General features: G+C 28.0%; 24 protein-coding genes and 2 pseudogenes. 13 read left to right on the top strand and 13 right to left on the bottom strand.

The genetic code is table 11. The annotated features are described in order from the left end of the window. Positions 1-11: 11 nt before the first annotated feature. A pseudogene (locus N5A56_RS17700) lies at positions 12-185 on the bottom strand (S41 family peptidase); the annotation flags it as partial. Between the two features lie 247 nt (positions 186-432). On the opposite strand from N5A56_RS17700, the gene N5A56_RS06355 reads away from it, so the two are divergent. The 6 genes from N5A56_RS06355 (at position 433) to N5A56_RS06330 (ending at position 6,325) form a co-directional block, all read left to right on the top strand. Beyond that, complete coding sequence (locus N5A56_RS06355; RefSeq protein WP_265724737.1) at positions 433-942, top strand: RNA polymerase sigma factor; 510 nt, start codon at positions 433-435, stop codon at positions 940-942. Next, positions 929-1,363, top strand: coding sequence for a hypothetical protein (locus N5A56_RS06350; protein WP_265724736.1), 435 nt, complete (start codon positions 929-931; stop codon positions 1,361-1,363). Before N5A56_RS06355 ends, N5A56_RS06350 begins: the two co-directional genes overlap by 14 nt. A gap of 40 nt (positions 1,364-1,403) precedes the next feature. Beyond that, on the top strand, positions 1,404-1,922 hold the full coding sequence (locus N5A56_RS06345) for a DUF4252 domain-containing protein (protein ID WP_265724735.1): 519 nt from the start codon (positions 1,404-1,406) through the stop codon (positions 1,920-1,922). 63 nt (positions 1,923-1,985) lie between these two features. Next, positions 1,986-2,525: a DUF4252 domain-containing protein gene (locus tag N5A56_RS06340; RefSeq protein ID WP_265724734.1), complete on the top strand. Its 540-nt coding sequence runs from the start codon at positions 1,986-1,988 to the stop codon at positions 2,523-2,525. Between the two features lie 147 nt (positions 2,526-2,672). Continuing rightward, entirely contained in the window at positions 2,673-5,117 is a 2,445-nt protein-coding gene (locus tag N5A56_RS06335) for a M1 family metallopeptidase (RefSeq protein ID WP_265724733.1), read from the top strand. 215 nt (positions 5,118-5,332) lie between these two features. Continuing rightward, positions 5,333-6,325, top strand: a complete 993-nt coding sequence (locus N5A56_RS06330; RefSeq protein WP_265724292.1) for an IS110 family RNA-guided transposase — start codon at positions 5,333-5,335, stop codon at positions 6,323-6,325. Between the two features lie 163 nt (positions 6,326-6,488). Here N5A56_RS06330 and N5A56_RS06325 read toward each other — a convergent pair whose 3' ends face one another. Then, on the bottom strand, positions 6,489-7,259 hold the full coding sequence (locus N5A56_RS06325) for a hypothetical protein (protein ID WP_265724732.1): 771 nt from the start codon (positions 7,257-7,259) through the stop codon (positions 6,489-6,491). A 242-nt stretch (positions 7,260-7,501) separates the two neighbouring features. On the opposite strand from N5A56_RS06325, the gene N5A56_RS06320 reads away from it, so the two are divergent. Then, entirely contained in the window at positions 7,502-9,361 is a 1,860-nt protein-coding gene (locus N5A56_RS06320) for a B12-binding domain-containing radical SAM protein (protein WP_265724731.1), read from the top strand. Positions 9,362-9,577: 216 nt separating this feature from the next. Here N5A56_RS06320 and N5A56_RS06315 read toward each other — a convergent pair whose 3' ends face one another. The 3 genes from N5A56_RS06315 to N5A56_RS06305 form a co-directional block, all read right to left on the bottom strand. Then, positions 9,578-9,961 carry a DUF3037 domain-containing protein gene (locus N5A56_RS06315; RefSeq protein WP_265724730.1) on the bottom strand — a complete coding sequence of 128 codons (384 nt, stop codon included), beginning with the start codon at positions 9,959-9,961 and terminating at the stop codon, positions 9,578-9,580. Beyond that, entirely contained in the window at positions 9,951-10,730 is a 780-nt protein-coding gene (locus N5A56_RS06310) for a HipA family kinase (RefSeq protein WP_265724729.1), read from the bottom strand. Before N5A56_RS06310 ends, N5A56_RS06315 begins: the two co-directional genes overlap by 11 nt. Positions 10,731-10,802: 72 nt before the next feature. Continuing rightward, positions 10,803-11,153, bottom strand: a complete 351-nt coding sequence (locus N5A56_RS06305) for a helix-turn-helix domain-containing protein (RefSeq protein WP_265724728.1) — start codon at positions 11,151-11,153, stop codon at positions 10,803-10,805. A 345-nt stretch (positions 11,154-11,498) separates the two neighbouring features. Here N5A56_RS06305 and N5A56_RS06300 point away from each other — a divergent pair, with 345 nt between their 5' ends. The 5 genes from N5A56_RS06300 to N5A56_RS06280 all read left to right on the top strand — a co-directional run bounded on the left by N5A56_RS06300 (position 11,499) and on the right by N5A56_RS06280 (position 16,485). Further along, the gene (locus tag N5A56_RS06300) at positions 11,499-12,344 is read left to right on the top strand and encodes a M14 family zinc carboxypeptidase (RefSeq protein WP_274270273.1); all 846 of its coding nucleotides are present in this window, start codon (positions 11,499-11,501) and stop codon (positions 12,342-12,344) included. A 289-nt stretch (positions 12,345-12,633) separates the two neighbouring features. After that, positions 12,634-13,113, top strand: coding sequence for an Lrp/AsnC family transcriptional regulator (locus N5A56_RS06295; protein ID WP_265724726.1), 480 nt, complete (start codon positions 12,634-12,636; stop codon positions 13,111-13,113). A 111-nt stretch (positions 13,114-13,224) separates the two neighbouring features. Then, positions 13,225-15,216: an alpha-ketoacid dehydrogenase subunit alpha/beta gene (locus N5A56_RS06290; RefSeq protein ID WP_265724725.1), complete on the top strand. Its 1,992-nt coding sequence runs from the start codon at positions 13,225-13,227 to the stop codon at positions 15,214-15,216. An 82-nt stretch (positions 15,217-15,298) separates the two neighbouring features. Further along, positions 15,299-16,306 carry an NADP-dependent oxidoreductase gene (locus N5A56_RS06285; protein ID WP_265724724.1) on the top strand — a complete coding sequence of 336 codons (1,008 nt, stop codon included), beginning with the start codon at positions 15,299-15,301 and terminating at the stop codon, positions 16,304-16,306. After that, positions 16,303-16,485, top strand: coding sequence for a zinc ribbon domain-containing protein (locus N5A56_RS06280; RefSeq protein ID WP_265726098.1), 183 nt, complete (start codon positions 16,303-16,305; stop codon positions 16,483-16,485). Before N5A56_RS06285 ends, N5A56_RS06280 begins: the two co-directional genes overlap by 4 nt. Before the next feature lie 38 nt (positions 16,486-16,523). Here the strand turns inward: N5A56_RS06280 and N5A56_RS06275 are convergent, their stop codons facing one another. From N5A56_RS06275 to N5A56_RS06240, 8 genes and pseudogenes are all read right to left on the bottom strand, one after another. Then, positions 16,524-17,231, bottom strand: a complete 708-nt coding sequence (locus N5A56_RS06275) for a pseudouridine synthase (RefSeq protein ID WP_265724723.1) — start codon at positions 17,229-17,231, stop codon at positions 16,524-16,526. 9 nt (positions 17,232-17,240) lie between these two features. After that, entirely contained in the window at positions 17,241-17,630 is a 390-nt protein-coding gene (locus tag N5A56_RS06270; protein ID WP_265724722.1) for a DUF805 domain-containing protein, read from the bottom strand. Between the two features lie 23 nt (positions 17,631-17,653). Continuing rightward, a complete protein-coding gene (locus N5A56_RS06265) occupies positions 17,654-18,019 on the bottom strand; it encodes a DUF805 domain-containing protein (protein WP_265724721.1) in 366 nt (121 codons plus the stop codon). Between the two features lie 44 nt (positions 18,020-18,063). Beyond that, complete coding sequence (locus N5A56_RS06260) at positions 18,064-19,398, bottom strand: DUF58 domain-containing protein (RefSeq protein WP_265724720.1); 1,335 nt, start codon at positions 19,396-19,398, stop codon at positions 18,064-18,066. 63 nt (positions 19,399-19,461) lie between these two features. Further along, a complete protein-coding gene (locus N5A56_RS06255) occupies positions 19,462-20,466 on the bottom strand; it encodes an AAA family ATPase (RefSeq protein WP_265724719.1) in 1,005 nt (334 codons plus the stop codon). Positions 20,467-20,469: 3 nt separating this feature from the next. Next, the gene (locus N5A56_RS06250) at positions 20,470-21,687 is read right to left on the bottom strand and encodes a DUF4350 domain-containing protein (RefSeq protein WP_265724718.1); all 1,218 of its coding nucleotides are present in this window, start codon (positions 21,685-21,687) and stop codon (positions 20,470-20,472) included. Continuing rightward, a complete protein-coding gene (locus N5A56_RS06245; RefSeq protein ID WP_265724717.1) occupies positions 21,684-22,394 on the bottom strand; it encodes a hypothetical protein in 711 nt (236 codons plus the stop codon). The genes N5A56_RS06250 and N5A56_RS06245 overlap by 4 nt, the downstream gene beginning before the upstream one ends. Next, positions 22,395-23,358 (bottom strand): annotated as a pseudogene (locus N5A56_RS06240) (stage II sporulation protein M). It abuts the gene before it with no gap. A 22-nt stretch (positions 23,359-23,380) separates the two neighbouring features. Between N5A56_RS06240 and N5A56_RS06235 the strand changes: the two are divergent. Then, a complete protein-coding gene (locus N5A56_RS06235; RefSeq protein WP_265724716.1) occupies positions 23,381-24,193 on the top strand; it encodes an RDD family protein in 813 nt (270 codons plus the stop codon). Positions 24,194-24,702 lie beyond the last annotated feature (509 nt).

Below are 24,702 nucleotides of genomic sequence, written 5' to 3'. Positions count from 1 at the left end.
CTAGAAAAACGGTCTGTAGGTTTGTTTAATAAATCTTCAAATAAAATTTTTGGAGAAGCAAAACCGTATAAAAAAGCATTTAAATCAGTTTGATTACTAAAACGAAGGTCTGCTAATTCAGGAATATCACTTTGCCATAAATAATACGCATTTAAGCCTTTCCAAACAAAATCATTAACTTCAATATCTACAGGGATATCTTCAGATTTTGAAGTACAATAAGAAAAAAACTTAATATAAATAGAATAAAAAATAGTTTAGACCAAAAATGAAACTTCATATTATAAACTGATTATGTAGTAAGTTTAACGCAAAATAAACATAAATAGTGTTTTTTTTACATTCTAATGTAACAAAACATATTATGTGTCGTCGTAATTATGTAACCTGATATTAGAGATCTAAAAATATTAGAAAACAAATAAAATAAAAATGAATCAATCAGACTTTTTAAAAGTTGTTTTACCCTTTAAAGACAAAGTTTTTAGGCTAGCAAAAAGACTTTTAGTTTCTACAGAAGAAGCTGAAGATGCTACCCAAGAATTGTTCTTTAAATTATGGAGAAGTAAAGAAAAAATTGCTGATTATAAAAATGTTGAAGCATTTGCAATGACAATGACTAAAAATTATTGTTATGATCGTTTAAAAAGTAAACAAGCAAGTAATTTAACATTAGTTCATAGTAATTATAAAGAGAAAGAAACGTCTTTAGATAAGAAATTAGAATATCAAGACAGTGTAAACCAAGTACACCAATTGATTGAAAAATTACCAGAACAACAAAAAATTATAATTCAATTAAGAGATATTGAACAATATGATTTTGATGAGATCTGTAAAATGGTTGATATGAAACCAACAGCAGTAAGAGTAGCTTTATCTAGAGCAAGAAAAACAATAAGAGAAGAATTAATTAAAAAACATAACTATGGAGTTAGCTAACATAGAAAAATTAGTAGAAAAATATTTAGACGCAGAAACTACTTTGCAAGAAGAAGCAACCTTAAAAAACTATTTTACAGAAGGTATTGTTGCACCGCATTTAGAACAGTATGCTTACATGTTTACTTATTTTACTACTGCTAAAGATGTAACGTATACAAAAACCATTGAGTTAGAACCTAAGAAATCTAAAACAAGAAACTTTAAATGGTTATCTGTTGCAGCATCGGTAATGCTTTTGTTTAGTGTTTTCATTGGTAAAAATCAGTATGATAATTATCAGCAGAAAAAACAAGCAGAAGAAATTTATGCACAAGTAAGTAAAGGATTAATGTTATTATCTACCAATTTAAGAAAAGGAGAAGAGGCAGTAGCAACTTTATATACTTATGAGAATTCAGTTAATAAGATATTAAAATAAAACCAAGTAAAAATTATTAAACCAAGTAAACACAGAAATTATGAAAAAAATAATATTATTAATAGCGTTAGTAGTTACACCAATGGTAACCAATGCACAATCGTTTTTTGATACTTTAGAAGATACAGATGGCGTAGATATGGTAGTAGTTACCAAAGATATGTTCGACCTTTTATCTAAGTTTAAACCAGAAAAAATTAAAGATAATGAAGCAATGCAAGTTTTTGAGATGATTCAAGATCTTAAAAGTTTAAAAGTATTTTCTACAGAAAATATGAATGTTGCTAATAAAATGGAAGTAATGGCTAATTCAGCTATTAAAAAGCATAACTTAACAGAGTTAATGCGTGTTAAAGAAGGAGATTCTAAAGTTAAAATTTATGTTAAAGCAACCAAGAATAAAGATTATGTTAGTGAAGTTTTAATGTTTATAAAAGGGATAAGTAAAAAAACAAATAAGATATCAGAATCTGTTATAGTTTCTTTAACTGGTAATATAGATATTAATAGAATGTCTGATTTAGCTGATACTTTTGTGAAGAAAAGTGATAAAAAGTAAAACCAAGATTAAACAGAGAGGTTTAGATAATAAACCTCTCTATTAATCATTAAAACTTATATAATGAAAAAATTAACCACCATTTGCTCTTTAGTGTTTTTAGTGCTTTTTGCAAGTTCTTGTAAAAACGAAAAATCTTTACAGAGTTATTTAGTAGACACAAGCGGAAAAGAAGGTTTTTACACAGGAGATTTACCTGTTAGTTCTGTTTTAAGTGCAAAAGCAAATGTTTCTGATGATGTAAAAGAAACAATTAAAAGTATTAAGAAAATTAATATTGCCTTTTTACCAAAAACAGCAGATAATTCTACGGCTTATGAGGCAGAAAAAACAAAGTTAAAAAAAATATTTACTGATAATGATGATTACAAAAACCTAATGTCTATGAAGGCAAAAGGGATGAATGTAAAAGTTTATTATACTGGCGATACAGATTCTATAGATGAAGTAATTGCGTTTGGTTACAGTAAAGAAGCTGGAGTTGGAGTAGCAAGGTTACTGGGAGAGAATATGAACCCAGCCAAAGTAATTGAAATGATGAATAGTGTAAAAATGGATGCTGAAAATTTAAAAGGCTTTAGCGGTATTTTTCAAGGAAAATAAAAATTTAAATTCCATTAAATTAATAAACCTATAATTTCTAAAGAGATTATAGGTTTTCTTTTTTTAAAGGAATATTATTTTTAACTGCTCATTAACAGCTTCTATCTTCATATTTAGTATTTTTGATTTTAGAAGATAATGATGTTTATGAAGTTTCAGAAAATAATAGTGTTTTGTTTTATATGTGTAAGTTTAATTAGTTTTGCACAGAGTACAACTTATCAGCCTGAAAGAGAAAAAACACATGATTTAGTACATACAAAATTAAAGGTTGATTTTAATTTTGAAAACAAAACGATGAATGGTGAAGCTTGGGTAACTGCAAAACCACATTTTTACAGTTCAAACGCTATTACTTTAGATGCTAAAGCAATGTTGATCCATCAAATTTCTATAAACAATATTGCTTTAAATTATTTTTATGATGACAAAGTAAAATTGATTATCGACTTACCTAAAACATATAAAAAAGACGAAGAGTTTACTATTTATATAAAATATACTGCGCAACCAGAAAAAGTGTATCAAAAAGGTAGTGTTGCAATTAAAGAAGCTAAAGGATTGTATTTTATAAATGCAGATGGATCTGATAAAAATAAACCAACACAAATTTGGACACAAGGAGAAACAGAGGCTAGTAGTTGTTGGTTTCCTACCATAGATGCTCCAAACCAAAAAACTTCACAAGAAATTTATATAACTGTTCCAAATAAATATACAACGCTCTCTAATGGAGAATTGGTTAGTAAAACCAAAAATGGTACTAATAGAACAGATTATTGGAAGTTTGATAAAAAACACGCTCCATATTTATTTTTTATGGGAATTGGTGAATATGAAATTATCAAAGACTCCTATAAAAACATTCCTGTTAATTATTATGTAGAAAAAGAATTTGCCCCTTATGCAAAAGCTATTTTTGGTTTAACTCCAGAAATAATTGGTTTTTTTTCTGATAAATTGGGTGTAGAATATCCTTGGAATAAATACAGCCAAATTGTTGGTAGAGACTATGTTTCTGGAGCAATGGAAAATACTACTGCTGTAATTCATGGAGAAAAAGCATATCAAAAACCAGGGCAATTAATAGATGAAAATGTACAAGAAAACACAATTGCCCACGAAATTTTTCATCATTGGTTTGGGAATTTAGTAACTTCAGAAAGTTGGTCTAACCTAACTTTAAATGAGTCTTTTGCTAATTATAGTGAGTTCTTATGGAGAGAACATAAATACGGAAAAGTAAATGCAGAAATGCATTTATATGATGAAGTTAAAGCGTATTTAAATGGTGAAAATGATAGTGATAAACATTTAGTTCGTTATAATTATGACGACAAGGAAGAAATGTTCGATTTAGTAAGTTATAATAAAGGAGGTGCAATTTTACACATGCTAAGAATCTATTTGGGAGACGATGCTTTTTTCTTAGGTTTAAAAGAATATTTAACTAAGTATAAATATAAAACGGCAGAAGTACACCAATTAAGATTAGTTTTTGAAGAGGTAACTGGTAAGGATTTAAATTGGTTTTTTAATCAATGGTATTTTAATAACGGGCATCCAAATATAGAAATCTCTTATGATTATAATACTTTACGTAAAACTGTTACTGTAAATGTTATTCAGTTACAATCAAAAACTTTTAAATTTCCTTTTGCAATAGATGTTTTTGAGGGTAAAAAAAGAACAAGGCATCAAGTTTTTGTAGATGCAAGTGATACTTCTTTTACCTTTTCGTACACAAAACAACCAACTTTAATTCAAGTAAATGCAGACGGATCTTTAATTTGTGAAATTAATGAAAATAAGGTTTTAAGTGATTATATTTTTCAATTAGAAAATGCAGATAACTATGCGCATAGAAGAGAAGCTTTGTTGGAAGTTGCAATAAGGCAAACAGATAAAGTTGCTTTTGAAGCAGTCGTAAATGCGCTAGATGATGTTTCTTATAAAATTAGAATTTTAGCTTTACAAAAAATTGATTTAATAAATAAGTCTTCTAAAAAAAATGCGATTAGAAAAATTATGAAAATGGCAAATTCTGATGTAAAAACACTTGTGCAAGCAGAAGCAATACATACACTTGGTAAATTAACAGACCCCGAATTAAAACCTATTTTTGAAAAAGGCTTACAAAGTAAATCCTATTCTGTTCTAGGCAAATCTTTGGTTTCTTTGTATTATGTAGATAAGCAAGCAGCTTTTGTTAAATCTAAAGAATTACCAGATGAAGTTAGAAAAATTTTAGCAACACCTTTAACAAGAATATTTATTGAAGAAAAAGATACAACAGAGTTGCCATTTATTGCAAAAAATGTTTTAGAAGGTATGTTTTTAACAGGAGATGATGTAAATAAGGTCTTATTTCAAAAAGCATTTAAACAAATTTCTGAAAGTAATAACTCTGTAGCTATACAAAATGTTGTGGACGATATGGTTGTAAAGGGTAAGCAGTTTAAAGGTTTTAATTTTGATAAAGTTGTTATCAACTTAATGAGAAACATGATTCAAGATCAAAAGAAAGCTGAACAACCTAACAGAGAAAAAAATATAGAAATTATTAAAACTGCAATGGCGAAGTTGTTGTAGTTATTTTTCGCTAACGTGTTTCTTTAGTTTGTAATAAATATCTTTATGTAATAACAGAGGAGAACTATAACGTGTTTTAGAATTGTAGTTCCCTTACACGTACGAGTCCTCTGTTGTTATAAAGTTGCAAAGAACCATTTGGAATACCAGGTTTAAAAAATCCCGATAAAGGAAGTAGTTTTTGCAACATATTTATTCACTCTAATTGTAAAAATATGAAAAATTACAGAGAAGTAGTAGGAATTGATGTATCAAAAAAGACGATTGATGCTTATTGTTATCATGCCCAAGTTCATAAAGAGTTTAAGAACGATTTAGTTGGTTACAAAAGCCTCTTAAAATGGGTTTTACAAGCAACAAAAGAAAGTGCTGTTTTTTATTGTTTTGAGAATACAGGTTATTATTCCTTAAAACTTGCGCTTTATTTGCATAGTAAGAAAGTAGTTTATGTTGAGGAAAGTCCGTTAAAAATTAAGCGTTCTTCAGGGATTGTAAAAGAGAAAACAGATAAACTAGATGCTCAAGTAATAGCAAGATATGGTTGGCTTTACAGAGAAGAGTTAACTCCAAGTACTGTTAAAAGTAGCTCTCATTTAGAGTTAGGTAGATTGTTAGCTTTAAGAGATCAGTTAGTTAGAAATAACGCGGGTTTAAAAGGTACTTTAAAAGAGATGAAAGAGCTTTTAACAAGCTCTACAACAGATTTAGGTTGTATCAGTTTAAAGCGAAGTATTGACTATTTATCTAAGCAAGTAAAGGCAATAGAAATTAGAATTGAAGAAATAATTTTTGATGATATTTCTATGAGTAAAAACTACGAATTATTAAAAAGTATGAAAGGGATTGGTCTTGTGGTTGCTTGTCAATTAATTTATCATACAGGTAACTTTACACGTTTTAAAAGTTGGCGTGCTTTCTCCAGTTATTGTGGAACTGCACCTTTTGAGCATCGCTCTGGTACAAGTATTCATAGACGAAAACAATGTCATTATTTAGGAGATAGAAAGATGAAAAGTTTACTAAGTATGGCAAGTGTTTCTGCAATACAACATGATAGCGAACTAAAATTGTATTATCAAAAAAAGTTAGCAGAAGGAAAAGATAAAATGTTAGCAATAAATAATGTTAGAAACAAACTAATAGCGAGAGCTTTTGCAGTAGTTAAAAGAGGAACACCGTATGTTGTTCTTCAAAATTATGCTGCTTAAAATAAAAACTAAATTTTATTAGGATTTGATCTTGGAATACGTGTATGATTTCGTTGCGTGTTTCAGCACTAAAGTTAGCAAATAAATCACAGATAGAAAGTCCGCGAGGACTTTCGTAAGTAGGCTATAACTAGCAATGAATTATACACGTTGTTGGCAATAGTTATTTTGTTTTAAATTCCTTTATATATAATTTACTTTGTCTAGAAATTGCTGAAGTTCCGTGAAAAATAGTCGTAAAATAATTTTGTATATCGTCTTTCGTAACTTCAATTTTTTCTCCTTCTTTATATTCTTGTCTATTCGTGAGATTTAGATACTGTTTGTTTACTATTCCTCCATTATGAAGAACTAAATTTCTAATTAAAAAAATCTCTTGAATTTCTTCGATGTTGATAAATCTTCGATTTGCTATTAAACCTTTCAGTTTTTTAAAAGATAGATTTATATTTATTTTGGTATTCAGATATGATATTTGTTCAGAAATATTCTTGTATCCTAAATCGTGAGTAATTTGCTCCAAAATTAAATCCAATAATTCATCTAAATCAGAACTTGCTAATATCGTTTGAAGAGGAATTTTTTTGTCGTTATTCTTAATCGGTTCAGGATTGAATTTTAATAATATTCTAATTATACTTTTCAGAAAAATTTCAAAAGTTGACGTTAAATAAACTAAAATCATTGGTGTAATGGTTTTCGGATATTGGTCAATTTTTTTTAATTCATCTCTCAAATAACCTTCACTTGCAATAATTTGTTTTTCTGTCAAACCTGAATTAGAAATATGTCTTTTGATAGCAATTTCATTTTCTAATTTAAGATATTTCAGAGAACCTTCTAAATCACTATTTAATGAAAAAGCATTGAAAGAACCATTCCAAAATAAGCTATATTGTCTTTCAATTTCTTTTTTTGCTTTGCTTTTAGTCATCAAATTTTTAAATGTAGTTTCGGTTTTTCTTTAATTATTGCCAACGTTAACACGTTTATGTAACGTTTTAATGTTTTATAAACGTAGTTAGCGAAGTTATATTTTTTAGAGAAAAAAATCAAGAGGGAAAACCCTCTTTTTGTAAAAAATAAAGACATTTAAAATTAAGCTTTAAAAAACCAACCAAAGTTTTTAAAGTTATTCTTAATTCAGATAGTATCTTTGCACTTTACTTAAAATAGATGTCTGTAAACACGCTTTTAATAACACCTCCATTTACACAGTTAAACACTTCGTATCCTGCAACTGCATACATTAAAGGTTTTTTAGAGTCTAAAAATGTAAAAACAACTCAAATGGATCTAAGTATAGAGTTGTTTACAGCTGTGTTTACCAAAGAATTTATAGATGCAATTTTTAAGCAAGCAGCAATGCTTGGAAATAAAGAGCTGCCTTTGGTTTGGGAACAAAGAGAAGATTATATTAATAAAGTAGATTCTGTAATGAACTATTTACGCGTGCAAGAAGTTACTGCTGCATATCAAATAGTACATAAAGATTTTTTACCATTTGGTCATAGACGTATAAAATTAGAAAAAGATTTAACTACCGAATTTGGTAAATTAGGTATTTTAGACAAAGCAAAACATATTGCAACCCTATTTGTAGAAGAATTAGGCGATTTCATCAATACAAACGTAGATGAATTTTTCTCTTTTACACGTTATGCAGAGCAAATTGCCAGAGCAGCTTCTAGTTTTGATGAATTAGACAAGTGTTTGCAATTCGAAACCACATTGATTGAAGATGAAATGTTATACTTGTTAGATGAGAAATTAAAAAAAGAAAGTTTTGATTTAGTTTGTTTTACAATTCCGTTTCCAGGTAATCTTTTCTCTGCTTTAAGATGTGCACAATTTATAAAACAAAACTACTCAGATATTAAAATTGGTTTTGGTGGTGGTTATTGCAACACGGAATTAAGGCGATTATCAGATCCAAGAATTTTTGATTTTGTAGACTTTATAACCTTAGATGATGGAGAAGGACCTTTACTAAGAATTACCGAATTTTTAGACGAAAAAATAGGAGAGGAGTCTTTAGAAAGAACATATATCTGTAAAAATAATACTGTTATTTATAAGGATAAATTACCAAATACAATTTTTCATCATAAAAACTTACCTGCGCCAAGTTATATTGGTTTGCCAACAGAAAAGTATTTGTCTTTTTTAGATGTGATGAATCCAATGCACAGAATGTGGTCTGATGGTAAATGGAATAAACTCACCATTTCTCATGGTTGTTATTGGAAAAAGTGCTCTTTTTGCGATGTTACATTAGATTATATTGGTAATTATCAAAATACAACTGCAGACGATTTAGTTGATAAAATTGAGAAAATAATTTCAGAAACGGGTATTACAGGTTTTCATTTTGTTGATGAAGCTGCACCGCCAAAAATGTTAAGAGCATTAGCAAACAAACTCTTAGAACGTAAAGTGTATATCACTTGGTGGACAAACATTCGTTTCGAAAAAACATTTACACCAGAATTATGTGCTCTGTTATCTAAATCTGGTTGTATTGCTGTAACTGGAGGTTTGGAAGTTGCTTCTGATAGGTTATTAGAAAAAATGAAAAAAGGAGTAGATATTGGTCAGGTTGCTAGAGTTACCAAAGCTTTTTCTGATCAAAACATTATGGTACACGCTTATTTAATGTTTGGTTTTCCTACAGAAACTGAGCAAGAAACCATTGATTCTTTAGAAGTTGTACGTCAATTATTCCAAAATAACTGTATTCAATCTGCTTTTTGGCATCAATTTGCATGCACAAGTCATAGTCCTGTAGGTAAAAATCCGGATGAATTTCAAATTAACATAATTGGACCAGAATTTAAAGGCTTTGCAGAAAACGATTTGTATCATGAAGATCCAATAGGAGCAGAACATCATTTATTTAGCGAAGGTTTAAATATTGCGCTAAATAATTATTTAAACTACAAAGGTTTTGAGATTCCTTTAGAAGACTATTTTAATTTTAAAGTGCCAAGAAAAACATTAAAAAATAATCTAATTGCTGATTATTTAAACGTTTAAACTTTTATTTTTTTAAAGCTATTTCCAGCTTTCCACTATATCTTTTTTCTTCTGTTCTCGATACAAATTTGCTAAAAAGCAAATTCACTCGAACTGCCAGAAAAAAGGATGTCATTTCAATCTGGGCTAAACTTGTTTGCTGGCAAATGTTTTATTTAAAAAACTAATATTTAATTAAGGTTTATAAGTTAAGAAATTTGTTACTTCAAAATAACTTTACAAAACATATTTATCAAAAATGTCTTGTAATTCTTTTTCGGGATTTATACATAAACCAGGATGCGTTTTAGAACTCTGAATAATTGTACTTCTGCAAGCAGCTAACCATCTAAAACGATCAGAAATTTCAAATTCACCAATTTTACCGCCAGCAGCATTTCCTTCGCAAATTAGTTTCCATGCATTTAAATAATCATTTAAAAGTTGTATTTCTATTTCTGGAGCAAATGCTTTTAGTTTACTAGTATTGATCTCATATTTTATTCCTAAATATTTTTTACGCTTCGAAAACAAAATAACACCAACATTAAAAAACTCTTCTCGTTCAACTTTTGGTACTAATCTTATAATTGCATATTCAAATGTAACTCTATCTTGCATCTTCAGCTTCTTTTACAAGTTTATCAATCATAGATATATTTGCGCATAGAAACTCAATATATGCAGCTCTCATTTGGTTTGGAGATAGAAAATCACCTTCGTTTAGCAACCAGTCTTCAGGAATACTATTTACAATTTCTGTAATTACATTTTTATCAATTCTTTTTATAACTTCCTCTTTAGCTTCTTGCAGTACTGTAGCTTGAGGGAGCAAAACATGGTCTTTAATTAACGGAAAAGTCTTTGTTATGTGGTTTTTCCAAGTTTTCCAATTATGATGAAAATAAAAACTAGCACCATTATCAATAATCCATAACTCGTTATTCCAATTTAATAGATTTGTGTTTTTAGCAGTTCTATCTATATTGCTTATCAAACTATCTAAAATTACCACTTTAGAAGCTGTTAAAGCATCAACATTAGAAACCAAAGGGTCATACGTAATTACGCTAGATAAAAAATGCAATCCTAAATTTAAACCAACACTAAATTTTAATAAATCTTGAATTTCTTCATCGGGTTCAGTTTTACTAAAGGAATCGTCTAAATTCATAAAAACCAATTCAGGAACATTCAAACCTATTGCTCTCGCAAGCTCACCTCCAATAAACTCAGAGATTAATGCTTTCTTACCTTGGCCTGCACCTCTAAATTTTATCACATATAAAAAACCATCATCTGCTTTAACAATTGCAGGTAAAGAGCCACCTTCTCTTAAAGGTTGTAAATATTGAACAACATTTACAGTTCTAATATCAATTTTATTCAATTTATGTAGAGATTATTTAGTTGATTAAGATTTTCTAAAGTATATTAATTCGAGAACTAAAGTAAATTTATATTATTTCTGATATTCATCAAAAGTTCCATCTGCATAAAAAACTACTATTCGTTGAATTCTCTTTCCATCATTAGGGTTTGCTTCTAAAAATGATGGAGTAGAAGAAGTTAAATTTGGTACTGTATTTTTAGGAAAAGCTCCTTTTCCGTTTAATAACCAATGTATATCTACGTCATTAAAAACTGTTGTAATTTTTAGAATAAAATCTAAACTAGGTTTGTTTCTTCCTGATAAGATATGTGAAATACTAGAGCGCTGTACACCAATTTTATCAGCAAATAAAGAGGCTGATAATTGATGATGATCCATGATATTTTTAATACGATTTGTAAATTCTAAACTGTTTATCATTGTAACGTTTTGCTTAATTACAAATGTAAATTATTCTTTTGTTATTACAAAGTAATATGGTTTTAGATTTTTTAAATCAAAATTCAAGCATAAACTAAAGCTTTAATTGATGCTTGTATTAACTTGGTTATTAAATAATTAAATTTTAAATATAAACCATTTTTGATTTTAATTTTACATTTACATTCCACAGAACTATTTTTTAATATTGCGGTTTACAAAAGTAAATATATTGTCCCTAATTTAACTTTACATTTGTAACATTTTATTAATTTACAATTGTAACATTTTAATAGGATGCTTATTTTCAATACTGTAAATTTGTATTTCAATAAAGTTAGAACCGTGAATATTTTATCATCAGAATTATTAAGAGAGTATTTTAAAAATCAAAAAGAAACTAGTTTAAATGGTAAGTGGATTACCCTTGAGGATATTGAAATTTTATTTCAAAAACACAATGATGTTTTTGAAATTAATCAACTTGGATTTTCAGAAGAGCAAAGACCTATCTATAAACTTAAAATAGGAACTGGAAAAAAGAAAATTTTACTTTGGTCTCAAATGCATGGTAATGAAAGTACGGGAACAAAAGCTCTTTTCGACTTATTTAATTGTTTTTCTAATTCAAATAACGAAGTCTTTAAAACCATTTTAAATGAATGTACATTGGTTTTTATCCCGATGTTAAATCCTGATGGTTCACAGGCGTACACTAGAGTAAACGCAAATAAAATTGATTTAAATAGAGATGCTGTAGATAGAGTGGCTAAAGAAAGTAACCTTTTAAGAGATGTTCTAGAAGAATTTAACCCGAAATTTTGTTTTAACTTACATGATCAAAGAACTATTTTTGGTGTAGAAGGTACTAAAAATCCTGCTACGATTTCTTTTTTAGCGCCCTCAGAAGAAATTACAAGAGCATTAACTAAAGGACGAAAAGAAACCATGAATGTAATTGTAGTTATGAATGCTATGCTACAAAATATGATTCCGAATTTTGTTGGTAGGTATACAGATGAGTTTTATCCAACTGCAACTGGAGACAATTTTCAAAAATTAGGCTACAATACAATTTTAATTGAATCTGGTCATTATACAAATGATTATCAAAGAGAAATTTCTAGAGAATATACTTTTTTTCGATCTTACAAGGAATTTATCATATTGCTATATCAAGCTCTTTTTTAGAATATGAACCTTATTTTAATATTCCTAACAATGCAAAAACTTTCTATGATGTAATACATAGATATAAAAATTCTGAGAAAGATATTGCTTATCAATATAGCGACTTAATTTTAAACAATCAATTGGTTTCAAAATTAAATATTGTGGATAAAATTGACTTTAAAAACCAAATTGGACACAACGAAATCGTTTTCGAAGAGTAAAAATCTTAAATATTTCTCACTTTAAATGACGTTTAGTTAAATTAAATTCATAAATTTGCCGTATAATTTGAATAATACATAAAAAAATGAAAAAATTTATCTTAGACGAAATAGATCATCAAATCTTAGACATCTTAATAGAAAACGCTAGAACTCCATTTACAGATATTGCAAAACAGCTTTTAGTATCTGCAGGAACAATTCATGTTCGTGTTAAAAAAATGGAAGATGAAGGTATTATTCAGGGATCAACTCTAACTTTAAATTACGAAAAAATGGGCTATTCTTTTATAGCGCATGTTGGTGTTTATTTAGAAAAAACTTCTATGACTCAATCTGTTATTGAGAACCTAAGAAGAATACCAAACGTAACAGTAGCTTATGTTACAGCAGGTAAATATAATATATTTTGTAAAGTAAGAGCAAAAGGAACAAATGATGCAAAAGATATTATTTATCAGATAGATGATATACCTGGAGTAAATAGAACAGAAACTATGATTGCTTTAGAAGAAAGTATTAATGACAAGAAAAGAATGATGCATGCAATTTTTAAAGAATTGTAGTGTTTAAATAATTTGAATTATAAAAAAAACCTTATCAGAATTGATAAGGTTTTTTTTATGCAATGATATTCTTTATCATTATGTTTGTTATAATTATGATATACATATTTTATGAGTACTAAAATTGAATATAATTTAAAATCTGCACTAAGTAGTAAAGTATTACTTAGTTTATATAGAAAAATGTTAAAACCTCGATTAGTTGAGGAAAAAATGTTGATTTTACTTAGACAAGGTAAAATTTCGAAGTGGTTTTCTGGTATTGGACAAGAGGCTATTTCAGTTGGAGTTGCTTCTGCTTTAGAGGATGACGAATACATTTTACCAATGCATAGAAATTTAGGTGTTTTTACCACTAGAGAAATTCCTTTATATAGATTGTTTTCTCAATGGCAAGGTAAAATGAATGGGTTTACTAAAGGGAGAGATCGTAGTTTTCATTTTGGAACACAAGAGTTTAATATTGTTGGTATGATTTCTCATCTTGGACCACAATTAGGTATAGCAGACGGAATTGCATTAGCAAATAAGATAAAAGGAAACCATAAAGTTTGCGCTGTTTTTACAGGAGAAGGAGGAACTAGTGAAGGAGATTTTCATGAAGCTCTAAACGTAGCATCTGTATGGAGTTTACCCGTTTTGTTTTGTGTTGAGAATAATGGTTATGGTTTATCTACACCAACAACAGAACAGTTTAATTGTAAAAATATTGCTGATAAAGGAATTGGCTACGGAATGGAAAGCCATATAGTTGATGGGAATAATATTCTTGAAGTTTATACTAAAATAGATGAATTAGCTAAAAGTGTTCGTAAAAAACCTAGACCTATACTTTTAGAGTTTAAAACCTTTAGAATGCGCGGTCATGAAGAAGCAAGTGGAACAAAATATGTTCCAGAAGACTTAATGGAATATTGGGGAGCTAAAGACCCTTTAGAGAATTTTAAAGAGTATTTAATCAAAGAAAAAATTTTAACGAATGATATTGAAACTACTTACAGAAAAGAAATTATAAAAGAAATTAATGAACACCTAAAACTAGCTTTTGATGAGGAAAAAATTACACCTAATTTAGAAACTGAATTAAAAGATGTTTATAAAGATTTCGAATACGAGGCAGTAAATCCATCAATTAATAAAAATAAAATTCGTTTTGTAGATGCTATTTCCGATGGATTAAAATTATCTATGGAAAAACATAATGATTTAGTTATTATGGGGCAAGATGTTGCTGAATATGGAGGTGTTTTTAAAATAACAGATGGTTTTGTTGAGGGTTTTGGTAAAGATCGTGTTAGGAACACACCTATTTGTGAATCTGCTATAGTTTCTGCAGCTTATGGTTTATCTATTAATGGTGTAAAATCTGTTATGGAAATGCAGTTTGCAGATTTTGTTTCTTCTGGTTTTAACCCAATAGTAAACTTATTGGCAAAATCTCATTATAGATGGGGTCAAAATGCAGATATTGTTGTAAGAATGCCTTGTGGAGCTGGTGTTGGTGCTGGTCCTTTTCATAGCCAAACTAACGAAGCTTGGTTTACCAAAACACCGGGTTTAAAAGTAGTTTACCCAGCATTTCCACAAGATGCAAAAGGTCTTTTAGCAAGTGCTATTGAAGATCCAAACCCTGTTTTGTTTTTTGAGCATAAAGGTTTGTATAGGTCTGTTTATCAAGATGTTTCTGAAGGGTATTTTACTACAGAAATTGGTAAAGCTACTTTATTAAAAGATGGAATTCATTTAACGATTATTAGTTATGGAGCTGCAGTGCATTGGGTTTTAGATGCTTTAGAAAACTTACCAGAAATTAAAGCAGATGTAATTGATTTAAGAACTTTACAGCCATTAGACACAGCAACTATTTATCAATCAGTAAAGAAAACAGGTAAAGCAATAATTGTACAAGAAGATTCTTTGTTTGGAGGAATAGCAAGTGATGTTTCTGCTTTGATTACTGAAAATTGTTTCAAATTCTTAGATGCTCCAGTAAAACGAGTAGCAAGTTTAGAAACTCCAATTCCATTTCAATCAGATTTAGAACAGCAGTATCTTGGTAAAGATAAATTAAGTGAAGCCATAGTTAATTTACATCATTATTAAAAAAATGTGCTCTCTATATTTTTTAAAATATTTATTCAAATTATTTTTAATTATATTTAGCATCGAAAAAAAATAGTATTCAATGAATAACAAACAAATCATCTTTAAAAAACGACCAATAGGAGTGCCAACTGCAGATACTTGGCAATTAGAATCTAACCCAATTCCAGAATTACAAGAAGGAGAAATTTTAGTGCAACAGCATTATATTTCTTTAGACCCAGCAATGCGCGGTTGGATGAATGATTCTAAATCCTATATACCTCCAGTTGCAATTGATGATGTTATGAGATCTGGTTCTATTGGGGTAGTTATTAAAAATAACGGAAACCCTAAATTTGAAATTGGAGATGTAGTTACAAGTTGGGGCGGAGTGCAACAATATGCAATTACAACTGGTGAGAGTTGGTATAAAGTAGATACACGTTTAGCACCAATGCCAATGTATATAGGTACTTTAGGTATGCCTGGAATGACAGCTTATTTTGGAATTACTGAAGTAGGTAAAATTAAAGAAGGGGATATTGTATTGGTTTCTGGTGCAGCTGGTGCAGTTGGAAGTATTGTTGGCCAAATAGCTAAAATTAAAGGTTGTAAGGTAATTGGTATTGCAGGAGGAAAAGAGAAATGTGATTATGTGGTTAATGAACTTGGTTTTGATGCAGCTATAGATTATAAATCTGAAAATATATATACTGCATTAAAAGAAAAATGTCCAAAAGGAGTTGACGTATTTTTCGATAACGTTGGTGGTTTAATTTTAGATGCTGCTTTAAGTAAATTAAGAATGCATGCTAGAGTTGTTATCTGTGGTGCAATTTCTCAATATAATAATAAATCAAAAATAGATGGTCCAAGTAATTATTTATCTCTTTTAGTTACACGTTCTACTATGCAGGGAATGGTAGTGATGGATTATACTAAAAAGTTTGGTGAAGCAGCAAAACAAATGGGAATTTGGTTACAAGAAGGTAAATTGAAATCTAAAGAAGATATTTATGAAGGTATCGAAAATTTTCATGAAACGTATAACAGATTATTTTCTGGAGATAAAAAAGGAAAGCTTGTTTTAAAGGTAATAGAGGAATAGTGGAGCATTTTTTTCAATGTTCTTATTGTTGGGAAGAAATATCTATGATTTTAGATACTAGTATTACTAATGAAACTTATATAGAAGATTGTGAAGTCTGTTGTAACCCTCTAGAAATTTCTTTAAAATTTGATAATGGTGAATTAATATTTTTTGAAACTAATTCATTAGAACAATAAATAAAAAACCTGTTTCTTAACAGGTTTTTATATTTGCATTATTTAGTAAGTGGGTTTTTCCAATTAAATTCCTCAAACCTGTTAAGCCAATCTATAGGAAATTTTGCATTTAAAATAAGTTCTTCAAATGTAAAAGGGTGTTTGAGATTTAATTTTCCAGCATGCAGAAACATTTTACTACAGCCAAAATTTATTTCAAACATAATATTATGGTTTTTATCACCATATTTAGGATCTCCAATTAAGGGATGACTTATTTTATTGGTATGCACTCTTAACTGATGCATTCTTCCTGTTTTTGGTAATAATTCCACTAAGCTATATCGAGAAGAATCATAAGGTTTTACAGGGATTTCTAATGTTATCTTTTCTAATGTTTTTAGATAGGTTAATGCTTCTTTGTGTACGTTTGCATCTCTTCCTTTTACAGGGGAATCTATTTTCTTTTCATCTGGTGAATAACCTCTTACAATTCCAAAATAGGTTTTCTGAATTTCGTTGTTAGTAAATAATTCTTGAAATTTTGACACAAAATTAGTTTCTTTTGCAAGTAAAATAATTCCTGAAGTTTTTCTGTCTAACCGATGAATTGGATATACTTTTAAGCCAGTTTCATTTTTAATAATTTGTAATAAAGAGGCTTCTTCAGAAACATTTCTAGAATGAAATGCGTGATGTACCAAAACATTATTTGGTTTGTTTACGCATAAAAGATAATCGTCTTCAAAAATGATTTCTAAACTCATTAATTATAATTATTCTACCCCTATCTGGCTTATTAACAAATCATTACCTTTTCCTTTAGGGTTTTCTCCCCATTTATTAGGTTTAGTTTCTCCTTCCATACAAAGTAAAACTAGTAACCAAATCCAACCAATAAAAGGTAAAAAAATAAGAAATATATGCCATCCACTTTTTCCAATATCATGTAACCTTCTTATTAAAACCGCAACAGTAGGTATAATTACTAAAAGTGAATACACAGAAGAGATAATTGTAAAAATATATGTTTGAAAAATTAAATCTAAAACAGCAAGTGCCCACGAAATAAATAAACTAAAAAGTGTAAACATCCAATATTCTTTTCTTCTAGCTCTACCTGTAAAATCAAAATATTGATTTAAAACCTTTAAATACCAACTCATAAATATATTCTCTTTTTAACAAATTATTCTGAAACTTCAATTCCTTTTGGGTAAGCTCCCCATTTGTTAGCTCTAGGTTCTCCTACAAACCATAACAACATTAATAACCATAACCAACCAATTATGGGAATTAAAATTAATAATAAGTTCCAGCCAGTTTTACCAACATCGTGAAGTCTTCTAAGAGAAACTGTTATACTAGGTATAAAAATTAGTGCAAAGAAAATATAGGCAGCTATGGAAAAATATTCATTTTCAGTATAAGTATCTATAGAAGAGAGTGCCCATAAAATAAATATATTGCACAAGGTAAAAACCCAGAATTCCTTACGTCTAGCTCTTCCGGTAAAATCAAAATACTGCCAAATAACTTTAAAGTACCATTTCATATTTTCTTGGGGGAGATTTCTTTTTTTATAAAAATAAGAAAAATTTAAAAAAGTCCTCTAGATTTTAACTGTAAATATTTATTTATGCTTTCTCCTGTCAAACTTTTTGGTGATGTTAATACAGTATGAATACCGTATTTTTTTAACTCATTTACAATTTGTTTTTTTTCATACATAAATTTTTCGGCTATTACAGAGTCATAGACTTCTTGTATAGTTATCGCTTTAGAATTAATTAAAGTATTAAGTTCAGTATTTTTAAAAAACACAACTAATACAAGATGATTTTTTGCTAAAGCACGTAAATAGGGTAGTTGTCTATTTAATCCATCTATAGTTTCGAAATTTGTAAATAAAATTAATAAACTTCTTTGTGTAATTTTTCTTTTTACTACTGAATATAATGTGCTAAAATCCGATTCTGAAAAATCGGTTTTAATATTATGTAAAGCTTCAGAAATAAGACTAATTTGAGAGTGTCTTCTTTCTGCAACAACTATATCTTCTAATTTTGTTGAAAAAGACAACATACCAGCTTTATCTTGTTTTGTTAAGATGATATTACTTATAGCCAAAGTTGCATTTATAGCATAATCTAATAAACTTAATCCATTAAACTGCATTTGCATTGCTCTACCTTTATCAATAATGGTATAAACCGATTGTGATTTTTCTTCTATATATTGATTTACCATTAATTGATTTCGCTTTGCAGTTGCTTTCCAGTTTAGGGTTCTAATATCATCGCCAGAAACATATTCTTTAATTTGTTCAAACTCTAAAGAATGCCCAATTCTTCTTACTTTCTTTGTTCCGTATGATGTAGTTGAATTATTAAATACCTTAATATTAAATTCTTTTAGTTTTAAAAAAGAAGGGTAACATTTTAATTCTTTTTCTGCTCCTAAAATAAACTTCTTGGTTGCCAATTTTAAACCTGAATTCGCATAAACATTAATACGACCAAAAAGATAAACACCTCTTTGTTTTGGTGTTAAGTTGTAATGAATTGTTTTTACCTCATTTTTTTGCAATATTTGATTAAAGAAAAAATCTCTTTTTTGAAATTGAAAAGGTAATTCTTCAATTAAAGATAAATATGCCACAAAAGGAAAACGGTTACTTAATTCTAAGCTAATTTTATTTTCATCTCCATTTGATAATCTTTCTGGTAAAAATCGTTTAACTTTAATAGCATCATTTGTCTTATAAAGAATAATTACATCTATAATTGTTAACGTAGATAGAATAAATAGTAACACTTTTGAAATTTCAAAAAATATAGGAGCAAAGAAACCTACAACAAGCAATAATGATATTGCTGCTAATGAATAGAAAAATCTATTATTTAAAAATAAAGTGTTATACAGTTTCTTCACTATGTTTTTGTCTAATTACTTATTAGTATATTCTGTTTTTAAATTATTCTCTAAAATTTATTTTTATCTAGGAATTTCTACAGATTCTATAATTTGCTCTATAATTTGTTTACTTGTTAAACCTTCCATTTCTCTTTCTGGGGTTACAATAACTCGGTGTTGTAAAACTGGTGTTGTAGCTCTTTTAATATCTTCTGGAGTTACAAAATCTCGTCCTTCGATAGCTGCAAATGCTTTTGAAGCCGCTAATATTGCTATACTTGCTCTTGGCGATGCACCTAAATACAAATAAGAATTAGAACGTGTGTTAACAACAATATCTGCAATGTATTTTAATAAATTTTCTTCAATTTTAATCTGTTTTACCAAACTTCTAAAAGCTACAATTTTACTCCCTTCAATAATCGTTTCAATTTTACTTGATTTTGTAGTATTTAATAAAGCTTGTTCTCTTATAATAATTTCTAATTCTTCATCTGCATTAGGATATTCTACAATTACTTTAAATAAAAAACGATCAAATTGCGCTTCGGGTAATCTATAAGTTCCTTCTTGTTCTATTGGGTTTTGAGTTGCTAAAACAATAAAAGGCTCTTCCATTTTATAGGTTTTACCATCCATCGTTACTTGTTTTTCTTCCATTACTTCAAACAAAGCAGCTTGTGTTTTTGCTGGTGCTCTATTTATTTCATCAATTAAAATCATACTAGAAAAAATAGGACCTTTTTTAAATTCAAATTCAGAAGTTTTTACATTAAAAACAGAGGTTCCTAAAATATCTGAAGGCATTAAATCTGGTGTAAATTGAATTCTACTAAAAGGTACATTTATAGTCTTAGAAAGTAGTTTTGCGGTAATCGTTTTTGCAACTCCAGGAACTCCTTCTATTAAAACATGACCATCTGCAAGTAAAGAAACTAGTAGTAAATTAAGCATTTCTTTTTGACCAACAATTATCTTTTGCAATTGATTTTTTATATTAAAAACAGAGGTTTGCAATTCAGATAAATCAATTCTATTTTCAAATTCTAATTGCTCTTTATTTGTTTCGTTATTTGGCGTTTCCATATCTTATTTATTAAAGAATTTTTCAATCATTTTATGTAATACAAGTAGCTCTTCTTTAGAACATTCTGACTTGTTATTTAAAGTAATAATTGTATTTATTAAATACTTTGTATTCTGTATTTTATTACCAGATTTAGAAGCTAAAACCTGTATAAATTTTTGGTTTAAATTGCTTGTATTTAATAAGTACTTTGTTCTTGTTTTTTCTAAAAAGTAAGCTATTTTTTTATCAGCTAAATTCTTATGATCTTCTTCCTTTAAATACAAACTAGATATTGTTTGTGTAAATGCAACTGTTGTATTCTCTAGGGGTTTTATTATAGGAATTGCACGTTGTTTCCTTCTAGCATTAAACAACATAAATAACAAAATACCTGCAGAAGAAACAATTAAAAACCAGGTTAAGGTTTTGTGCTGTAAAAAGTAATTAAAAACAGAAGTATTGTCTTCGTCTTTTTTGTTAGAATATAGACTCTTTTTTATATGCGGATCCCAAAAAACTGTTTTATTAGGCAAGTAAGAAAACACTTTTTCTGTATAGCTTTCTTTATTTTTTAACAAGTAATAATTGGTAAAAGCAATTGGATTTGAATGTACATAAATAGCACCTTTACCATGATAGATTTTTAAGAAATTTGGTAATTTCTCTTCATCAATTTTTGTGGTACCTAAAACAATTGTTTTGTTTTTATTGTAAGAAATAAAGTAATGTCTTTTACTGTTTCTATCTAATGTAAAAACCTCATTATCAAAATCTTTATGTGTTAGTGTATATTCACCTTTTAGTGTTTTTAAAGCCTTAACATTATTTATATTCTTATCTAAATTATTGGTTGTAAATTCTAACTGTTCTTTTAAATCATCATTAAATTCGTTTAGCGATATAAATGCGTTATTACCATCATTTACAAAAGATAACAAGTCTTTTACACCATCTTTACTAAGCCTAAATGCATTGTTTTTAATACAAATATACGTGCCAAAATTTGCAGAAGTAGTATTGTAATTGTCAAATAGATAATCGTAAATGTTTTGTTTTAAATATACAATTTCCTGGTTTTTAAATAATGTTTTAGCTTCATTATAAACAATATAAGTACCAAACGGACTTTTTTCTTTTTCTCTATAATTTTCATTCCAGTTGGTTTTTTTACAACTTGTTAGCTGAAAAACCATCAAAATAAAAACAGGAAATTTAAATAAGTTTGTAGTTAATTTCACAGCATACTATTTAAAAAAGTTTGATATTTATTCTGTACAGAACTAAAGTTATCTTCATTTATTGGGAAATCTCCATACCAAACATAGCTGTAAATATATGAAAGGTAAGAAAAATTGGTTTTCAATTCAGAATTTTCAATTTCATTTATATATTCAGAATTGGTTTTATCTTTATGATATTCAATAATTTTTTTGTTTGATAAACCTTTTAAAGATGTTAGATAATAATATCTTATTGCTAGTCTATAATTTTTGTTAACAATTGCTTTTTGTAATAAAGTATCTAAATCTACTTCGTGTATATCTTCATCTTCATAAATCAGTTTTTCTGTAGTTTTATTTGTTGATTTTTGAGATTTCCAAAAACGAATATCAAAACCTACTAAAGCTTTTAGAATTACAAAAATGATAAATCCGCCTAAAAGAAAAGGAAATATCTTACTCATAAAAAAAACTAAAAACTGTATAAAACCAGAACTAATAGGAGCGGAGTCTTCTTCTTTATTAGAAGTGTCTTCTTTGTAAACAAAATCTTTACCAGCATATTTTTCCTGTAAATCTGATGAAAAATTTCTTACTTCACTAATTTCAGTGTTTTTAATATATTCAATAGTATCTTTTTCAGTTTCTAAATCAATATTTAAATCCTCTTGTGAGTACACAAAAAAACAAACCAATAAAAGGAGGGAAGTTAATCTATTTCTCATTTACCTTAAACCATGTTTTTTAGCAACAAAAAAAGGGAAAACCAAATAATAGTAACTAATAGAAATTAAACTAAAAAAAATAATTGCAAAACAAAAAAATGTTGGCATAACATTAGAATAACGCGTTACATAACCTTCTAAAAAAGCAGCGGTAATAGTAAACGGAATGGTGCTTATAAATATATAAAAAGCATCTCTAATACCAATTTTAAAAGATTCAAAACGTTTTAATGTACCAGGAAATAAAATACTTGCTCCTATAATATAACCAGCCGCAGCTTGTATAATTATACCAAATATCTCATAAGTTCCATGAATCCAAATACCTTTTAAACTATCAAAAAAACTATTATATTGATAAAAAAATGCTTGAAAAACAGCTACCATAATTGCATTGTAAACAATATAAAAACCGGTTCCAATTCCTAAAAACAAACCCGATAAAAACATATTTAAACCAACTCTTTGGTTGTTATCGTAAATACCAATAAAAGTACCCCAATTACTACCACTTTTATAAATTGCCATTGCATCGCCACTTTCTATATTCTCTATAGTTTGATCTACATAAGAGTTTCCTAATATTTGACGCGCAAAAGATTCATCATTAAAAGTTGAAAGTAAGCCTATAAAAAAACAGATAAAAAAGAAAATAAAAGATAAGTATAAGTATTTTCTATATTGGTAGGCGAGTAGTGGTACTTTATCTAAAAAGAAATATAAAAAAGCATTTTTATCACTTCTTTTAGAATCATAAACCTTATCAAAACTTGTTTTTGCAAGTTTATTAAGATAAGAAGTAACTTTGCTTTTTGGGTAATAAGTTTGTGCATATACCAAATCGTTCATGATTTTAATATGCAAATTGGCTATTTCATCTGGACTTTTTTTCTTTATTTGAAAATCCTTGTTCAAATTCGAGCCATTTTTCTTTATTTTGCTTAATAAAAGCGACCTCTCTCATTAAGAGCGAATTTAATCATTGCATGAAAACACTCCAAATAAAAACGGCACAAAATGTAAATATAAAATTTACTGTGGCTACTGTATTTCAGAGGCTTTTAGCTTTTTTAGTAGACAACGTTTTAAAATTTTCTTATCTCTATTTTGCCAATAAAGTATTCGATTTTAATTTATTAAATGAAACTTTAAATGGAGATGGTTGGACTATTAAAGCGGTAGAAGTACTATTTCTATTACCAATTACATTTTATTCATTGTATTCAGAAATTTTAATGAACGGACAAACTTTGGGTAAAAAGCTTTTAAAATTAAAAGTTATTAATGTAGATGGTTTTAAACCTTCTATAACAGACTATATAATACGTTGGTTATTGCGTATTATAGACTTTAACCTTTTCATGTTATTGTATATTTATGTAGCTTCTTTGGGTTTAAAAGATCAATATTTTTTAGTAGTTGCTATTTTTATATTTGGTAAAATGATTGGCTTTTTTCTAATTTTATTTACAAATAAGAATCAACGTTTTGGAGATATTATTGCAAATACCATTGTAATTTATTTAAAAGATGATGTTAAATTTTCTCATACAATTTTAGAAAATCTTTCTGAAGGATATAAACCAACATATGCTAATGTTATAAAATTATCTGATAATGATGCTCGTATTATTAAAGAAACCTATAAAACAGCAATTAAGTTTAACGATTATAAAACCTTAATAAAACTTAGATCTAAAATTCTTGAAGTTACAGAGATTAAATCGATTCATAAAAGTGATAAAGAATTTATAGACATTGTTTTAAAGGATTATAATTTTTACACACAAAAAATGTAAATAACCTTTTCTTTGTTTTAAAACGATTTAATTCTTCTTATTAATTAAATAGAAGAGAATATCTATTTTTTTAAGGAGGTATTTCTAAAGAATAAAAAACCTATTTAACATAATATAAATTATAGTACAATTTATAACAATTGGCGAAATAGCGCTTTTGTGCGATATTTAACATAATTACAGATGTAATGTCTTTAGACTTATATCGATGGTAATTATGTTAAGCTAATTGTGGGTTCATTAGAATAATTTAGTTGTGTAGCTATAATTCTCTATTATGTTAAATATCCCATAAAGTCCTGTACACACAGTAAACTGTAGAACTTGGGTCATTAAACATTTGGCTTTTAATTCTCGCTTAAATTGAATATTCTGTAGAATGGTTCAACATTTTTCAAATAATCGATTCTCGTGGATTTAGAACTTTAGATTTACAAGGAAGTCATTTGTAGCTATAATTAGACGTTATGTAAAATTGCCGCTCGCAAACGCTCGATTGCTTTTTAAAA

Source organism: Polaribacter ponticola (genome assembly GCF_026191475.2).
Taxonomy (GTDB): domain Bacteria; phylum Bacteroidota; class Bacteroidia; order Flavobacteriales; family Flavobacteriaceae; genus Polaribacter; species Polaribacter ponticola.
The sequence above is the reverse complement of the archived record's forward strand: the minus strand, read 5'-3'. Positions and strand labels throughout refer to the sequence as shown.